At 64.2% G+C, this 5,821-nt stretch carries 6 protein-coding genes and 1 pseudogene; 6 read left to right on the top strand and 1 reads right to left on the bottom strand.

What is annotated here, in order from left to right:
- Together B2Z70_RS08570 and B2Z70_RS08565 are read left to right on the top strand one after the other, a co-directional pair.
- A partial coding sequence (locus tag B2Z70_RS08570; RefSeq protein WP_292982495.1) for a HupE/UreJ family protein occupies positions 1 to 346 on the top strand: 346 nt, incomplete at its 5' end.
- Between the two features lie 16 nt (positions 347 to 362).
- Positions 363 to 980, top strand: coding sequence for a transmembrane anchor protein (locus B2Z70_RS08565; protein WP_292982493.1), 618 nt, complete (start codon positions 363 to 365; stop codon positions 978 to 980).
- Positions 981 to 1,103: 123 nt separating this feature from the next.
- Here the strand turns inward: B2Z70_RS08565 and B2Z70_RS08560 are convergent.
- A pseudogene (locus B2Z70_RS08560) lies at positions 1,104 to 2,489 on the bottom strand (IS1182 family transposase).
- A gap of 284 nt (positions 2,490 to 2,773) precedes the next feature.
- On the opposite strand from B2Z70_RS08560, the gene trbB reads away from it, so the two are divergent.
- From trbB to B2Z70_RS08540, 4 genes are all read left to right on the top strand, one after another.
- Positions 2,774 to 3,769, top strand: a complete 996-nt coding sequence (gene trbB, locus B2Z70_RS08555) for a P-type conjugative transfer ATPase TrbB (RefSeq protein ID WP_292982491.1) — start codon at positions 2,774 to 2,776, stop codon at positions 3,767 to 3,769.
- On the top strand, positions 3,766 to 4,098 hold the full coding sequence (locus B2Z70_RS08550) for a TrbC/VirB2 family type IV secretion system protein (RefSeq protein WP_064790337.1): 333 nt from the start codon (positions 3,766 to 3,768) through the stop codon (positions 4,096 to 4,098). Before trbB ends, B2Z70_RS08550 begins: the two co-directional genes overlap by 4 nt.
- Positions 4,098 to 4,379 carry a VirB3 family type IV secretion system protein gene (locus B2Z70_RS08545; RefSeq protein ID WP_064790338.1) on the top strand — a complete coding sequence of 94 codons (282 nt, stop codon included), beginning with the start codon at positions 4,098 to 4,100 and terminating at the stop codon, positions 4,377 to 4,379. The genes B2Z70_RS08550 and B2Z70_RS08545 overlap by 1 nt, the downstream gene beginning before the upstream one ends.
- A gap of 6 nt (positions 4,380 to 4,385) precedes the next feature.
- On the top strand, positions 4,386 to 5,821 hold a 1,436-nt coding region (locus tag B2Z70_RS08540), incomplete at its 3' end, for a VirB4 family type IV secretion/conjugal transfer ATPase (protein ID WP_518167578.1).

Raw genomic sequence — 5,821 nt, 5'->3', positions numbered from 1 at the left:
CTACAAGGCGCTCGACAACCTCGGCGCCTTCCAACGCTGGTTCGGTGTCCAGCCCAACACCAAAGCCGCCACGCTGATCTTCGGCTTCTTCCACGGCCTCGGCCTGGCAACCAAGATCCTCGATTACGACATCGCCTCGGAGGGCCTGGTGCCGAACCTGCTGGCGTTCAATGTCGGCGTCGAACTGGGGCAGATCATGGCGCTGGCCGTGATCCTGATCGCCATGGGCTGGTGGCGCCGCCAGCCGTCGTTCTGGCGCCACGCCTACACGGCCAACGTCGTGATGATGTCCATGGGGTTCATCCTCATGGGGTATCAGCTGACCGGCCTCTTCCTCACGTCCTGATCTTACGGAGACAGACATGCACAACGCACAGAAACCCGCCCTCGAAGACCTGCCCACCAGCCGCCAGCTGCTGAAGTCGACGGGCATCGCCGCTGCCTCGGCTGTCGCCATCTTGGTGACCGTCGTCCTGCCTGCGGAATACGGCATCGACCCGACCCGCGTCGGCGGCCTCCTTGGCCTGACCGAGATGGGCGAGATCAAGCAGGAGCTGGCCGAGGAAAAGCGCCTCGACGAGATGAGCGCGATTGAGCCCCGCTCCAGCCTCTGGTCCGATCTGGCCGGGCTTTTCGTCAGCAGCGCCGCCGCGCAGGAGGCACCGGTCTGGCGCGATGAAACGACCTTCACGCTCGCGCCCGGCGACACGGCCGAATGGAAAATGGAGATGACCGAGGGCCAGACCGCGCAATACCTGATGACCGTCGAAGGCGGCCGGGTGAACTTCGACCTGCACGGACACGGCGGCGGCAACTCCGTCACCTACGAAAAGGGCCGCGGCTCGACCGGTGAGGAAGGCGAGTTCACCGCCGAGTTCGACGGCGACCACGGCTGGTTCTGGCACAACCGCGATAATTCGGATGTGACTGTCCGGGTTCAGGTCCGCGGCGATTACCAGGTGTTCAAGGACGCCAGCTGACACACCGGAGCAGCCATTCATGCGTCACGCAGCGAAGGTCGGCTCTCCGCCGATTCTGTGGAAAAACACCCGTTTGCTGGCGCAGAATGCGGCGCCCAGATTTGAGCGCGAGCGCCTTTCCTGTCAGGCTTTTCGCGGTTGCTGCGGTGCAGGAAGGAGCTTGGCCATCTTGCGGAGGTTTTGGGCGGTTGCGGCCAGGAGGAATTCGTCATTTGCGCCGCATGGGCCACGTAATCGGAGCCGGTTCAGGCCCAAGATCCGTTTGAGGTGGGCGAAGAGCATCTCGACCTTCTTCCTCAGCTTCATCGAGATGACGTATTGCTCGGTTTTGGCGATGTCGCGGGCGACCTGCCGGGCATCCTCATGTTATTCACGGGTGATCTTGCGCGCATCCGCGTTGGGGCAGCACTTTGCCTTGGATGGACAGGCCTGGCAGACCTCTTTCAGCGCCCGATAGCGCGCTGTTCCCTTGCCTGTCGGCCCCCGGTTCGGGTCGGAATAGTTCCGGCGGAATTGCTTCAGCTCGTGCCCCTCGGGGCAGAGGTATTGGTCGTTTGCAGCGTCCCACTCGAAGTCGGCGCGGGTCCAGGTGCCATCGCTGCGTCCAGACTTGTCGAGGACAGGAATGTGGGGCGCGATTTTGCGGTCGACCAACCAGCCCAGCATTGGAGCGGTTCCGTAGGCGGCGTCTGCAATCAGACGCTCGGGATGGAGGTCGAACCTGGCTTTGACGCGCCCCAACATGGTCTTGGTTGAACCGACTTCGGCTTGCCGGTTGGACCGCGTCGCTTCAACATCCACGATGACGCCGTGGTCCGTGTCGATCAGGTAATTGTCGGAATAGCTGAAGAATGCCGGTCCCTTACGGGCGGCCGTCCATTGGCTGGCCGGGTCGGAATGCGACGTGAACTTGGGCTGCACCTCGCTGGCGGCACCGAACGCCGCCTCATCCAGGGTGGCGAGATACTCACGCACAGCGCGGGGCGCGTCGTCCGGATCGACCTGCGCCGGATCCCACTCTTCCTTTGGTGTCGAGTTCTGCTTGTTGGCATCGGCCTCAATCAGACTGGCGTCGATGGCCATGCGCTGGCCGCTGACCAAGCCCTCTTCGATACAGCGGGCCACCGTGGTCTCAAACAGGTGCCGCAGCAGTTCGCTGTCGCGGAACCGTCCATGCCGGCTCTTGGAAAATGTCGAGTGATCCGGGACGCGATCGCTAAGGTCGAGGCGGCAAAACCACCGGTAGGCAAGGTTCAGATGCACCTCCTCGCAGAGCCGCCGTTCTGACCGGATGCCGAAGCAATAGCCCACCAGAAGCATCCGGATTAGCAGCTCGGGATCGACCGAAGGCCGACCGGTGTGGCTGTAGAAATCGGCAAGGTAGGTGCGGATCCCGGACAGGTCGACGAACCGATCAATGGAGCGCAGCAGGTGGTTCTGCGGAACATGATCCTCAAGCGAGAACTCGTAGAACAGCGCCGGTTGCGCCTCCTGCCGCGGTCCCATCATCGCCGATCCTCCCACCCTCTTCAGGAATTGAATCAGCCGACGGCCCTTCGATCAAGCGCGAGTTTTTCAACAAAATACGCCCGAAACCACCAAGTTCGCATGACGGTTGCCACGACGCCTTCCTTCTGAAGTGGATCTGGAGGCAAAGTCGCCGTTTTCCTGTCTTTACACGCCACGCTACTACCCCCTCGGAAACCTGTTGAGCTGTAGGCATTTACGGCTTTCTTAATCGACCCCGATCCAGGGCGGCCTGTTGGAGGCGCCCGCAAGGGAACGGGGCCGGCATGGGAAAGACTGATCAGAGACCAGAGGTGATCCGGAGAGGCGCGCGGATGCTGCGCACCGCGCTCGGGCCGGCGATCGCCGGGTTTCTGGACGACCCCATGACCGTCGAGGTGATGCTCAACCCCGATGGGCGGCTCTGGGTCGACCGACTTTCCGAGGGGCTGGCCGACAGCGGCAAGATGCTGAGCGCAGCAGACGGCGAGCGCATCGTTCGACTGGTCGCGCACCATGTCGGCGTCGAAGTTCATAGCCTGTCCCCGCGCGTTTCCGCGGAACTGCCGGAAACCGGCGAGCGCTTCGAGGGGCTGTTGCCTCCCGTGGTCGCGGCGCCGACGTTCGCCATCCGCAAACCCGCCGTCGCCGTCTTCACCCTCGAAGATTATGTCATCGCCGGAACCATGACCTTTATGCAGGCCGAGGCGCTGCGCCAGGCGGTTGCGACCCGTGCCAATATCCTGGTGGCGGGGGGTACCTCGACCGGCAAGACCACGCTGACCAATGCACTGCTCGCCGAGGTGGCCAAGACCTCCGATCGCGTCGTGATCATCGAGGACACCCGAGAGCTTCAATGCGCCGCGTCGAACCTCGTGGCGATGCGCACCAAGGACGGTGTTGCCAGCCTGTCCGATCTGGTCCGGTCCTCGCTGCGCCTGCGCCCCGATCGTATTCCGATCGGTGAGGTGCGTGGCGCCGAGGCGCTTGACCTGCTCAAAGCCTGGGGCACCGGCCATCCCGGCGGCATCGGCACCATCCATGCCGGTACCGGGATCGGCGCGCTGCGTCGTCTCGAGCAACTCATCCAGGAAGCCGTCGTCACTGTGCCGCGGGCCATGATCGCGGAGACCATCGATCTCGTGGCCGTCCTGGCCGGGCGCGGTTCCGCGCATCGTCTGGCCGAACTTGCCCGCGTCGAGGGCCTGGGGCCGGAGGGCGACTACCGGATTTCACCTTTCATTTCAGAACCCACCACTCACGAACCAGGAGACCTCGAATGATCCGTCACGCCCTGCGCATCCGCCAGCACATCGCCACCGCGGCCACCGCCACCTATGTCAGCCTGTTCATCGCCCCGGTCGCTCATGCCTCCGGTTCTTCCATGCCCTGGGAAGCGCCGCTGCAATCCATCCTCGACTCCGTCGAGGGGCCGGTGGCCAAGATCGTGGCGGTGATCATCATCATCGTCACCGGTCTGACACTGGCCTTCGGCGATACCGGCGGCGGATTCCGGCGCCTGATCCAGATCGTGTTCGGCATCTCCATCGCCTTTGCGGCCTCGTCCTTCTTCCTGAGCTTCTTCAGCTTTGGTGGCGGAGCGCTGATCTGATGGCGGTGAGTTTCGAGGTCCTCGACGCAGTTCCGGGGTTCAGCGTTCCGGTCCACCGCGCGCTGACCGAGCCGATCCTCCTCGGCGGCGCACCGCGCTCGGTTGCCATCCTGAATGGCACGCTCGCCGGTGCGGTCGGCCTCGGGCTTCAGCTCTGGCTGGTCGGAATCCTGATCTGGGCCGTTGGCCACATCGCAGCTGTCTGGGCGGCCAGGCGCGATCCGCTCTTCGTCGAGGTCGCGCGCCGCCATTTGCGCATTCCCGGTTATCTCTCGGTGTGAACCCCCATGATGAATCTTGCTGAATACCGCCGCACCGCCTCGCGCCTCGCCGACTACCTGCCCTGGGTGGCGCTGGTCGGGGAGGGCGTGGTCCTCAACAAGGACGGCTCGTTTCAGAGGACGGCGAAGTTTCGGGGGCCCGATCTCGACAGCGCCGTCGCGGCCGAACTGGTCGCGGTCGCCGGCCGGCTGAACAACGCTTTCCGTCGCCTCGGTTCCGGGTGGGCGATCTTTGTGGAAGCACAGCGCTCTGAGGCCGCGACCTATCCGGTGAGCACCTTCCCGGATGCGGCATCGGCGCTGGTCGATGCCGAGCGCAAGGCCGGTTTCGAGGAGGAGGGGAGCCATTTCGTCTCCGGCTATTTCCTGACGCTCCTCTGGCTTCCGCCTGCCGAGGACGCGGCGCGTTCGGAGTCCTGGCTCTACGAGGGCCGCGAGACCTCGGGTGTGAACCCTTGGGAACAGGTGCGCGGCTTCATCGACCGCGCCGATCGCGTGCTGGCGCTGCTCGACGGCTTCATGCCGGACTGCCACTGGCTCGATGACGCCGCTACGCTGACCTACCTGCATTCGACGATTTCGACCAACCGGCACAGCGTGCGCGTGCCCGAGGTGCCGGTCTATCTCGACGCGCTCTTGCCTGACCAGCCGCTGGCCGGCGGCCTGGAGCCGCGCCTGGGCAATCACCATCTCCGCGTCCTGACGATCACCGGCTATCCCGGCGCCACGACCCCGGGCCTGCTCGACGAGTTGAATCGGCTGGCCTTTCCCTATCGCTGGTCGACCCGGGCCATTCTCATGGACAAGCTGGACGCAACCAAGCTGCTGACGCGGATACGCCGTCAGTGGTTTGCCAAACGCAAGAGCATCGCCGCGATCCTCAAGGAGGTGATGACCAACGAGCAATCCGCGCTGGTTGATACAGACGCGGCGAACAAGGCCGCTGACGCAGATATGGCCTTGCAGGAACTCGGCGCGGATCTGGCTGGCATGGCCTATGTCACGGCCACGATCACTGTCTGGGACGAGGACGTCCGCCGCGCTGACGAGAAACTGCGGCTGGTCGAGAAGATCGTCCAGTCCCGCGATTTCACCGTCATGGTCGAGACGGTCAACGCCGTCGATGCCTGGCTCGGAAGTCTGCCCGGCCATGCCTATGCCAATGTCCGGCAGCCACCGATCAGCACATTGAATCTCGCCCATATGATCCCGCTCTCGGCGGTCTGGGCGGGGCCGGAACAGGATGAGTATTTCGGCGACGCTCCGTTGCTCTACGCCAGGACCGAAGGCTCCACCCCGTTCCGGTTTTCTCTCCATGTCGGGGATGTCGGTCACACCCTCGTCGTCGGCCCGACCGGCGCGGGAAAGTCCGTGCTGCTGGCACTGATGGCGCTTCAGTTCCGCCGGTATCCGCGCAGCCAGGTCTTCGCCTTCGACTTCGG

Origin of the sequence: Oceanicaulis sp. UBA6590, assembly GCF_002433705.1 — a bacterium.
In the GTDB taxonomy this organism is placed as follows: Bacteria; Pseudomonadota; Alphaproteobacteria; order Caulobacterales; family Maricaulaceae; genus Oceanicaulis.
This window is presented reverse-complemented; position numbering and strand designations above follow the sequence as displayed.

Coding starts and splice junctions, on each gene's coding strand:
- B2Z70_RS08565 (WP_292982493.1), top strand. CDS start 363: ATGCACAACGCACAGAAACCCGCCCTCGAAGACCTGCCCACCAGCCGC.
- trbB (WP_292982491.1), top strand. CDS start 2,774: ATGGGAAAGACTGATCAGAGACCAGAGGTGATCCGGAGAGGCGCGCGG.
- B2Z70_RS08550 (WP_064790337.1), top strand. CDS start 3,766: ATGATCCGTCACGCCCTGCGCATCCGCCAGCACATCGCCACCGCGGCC.
- B2Z70_RS08545 (WP_064790338.1), top strand. CDS start 4,098: ATGGCGGTGAGTTTCGAGGTCCTCGACGCAGTTCCGGGGTTCAGCGTT.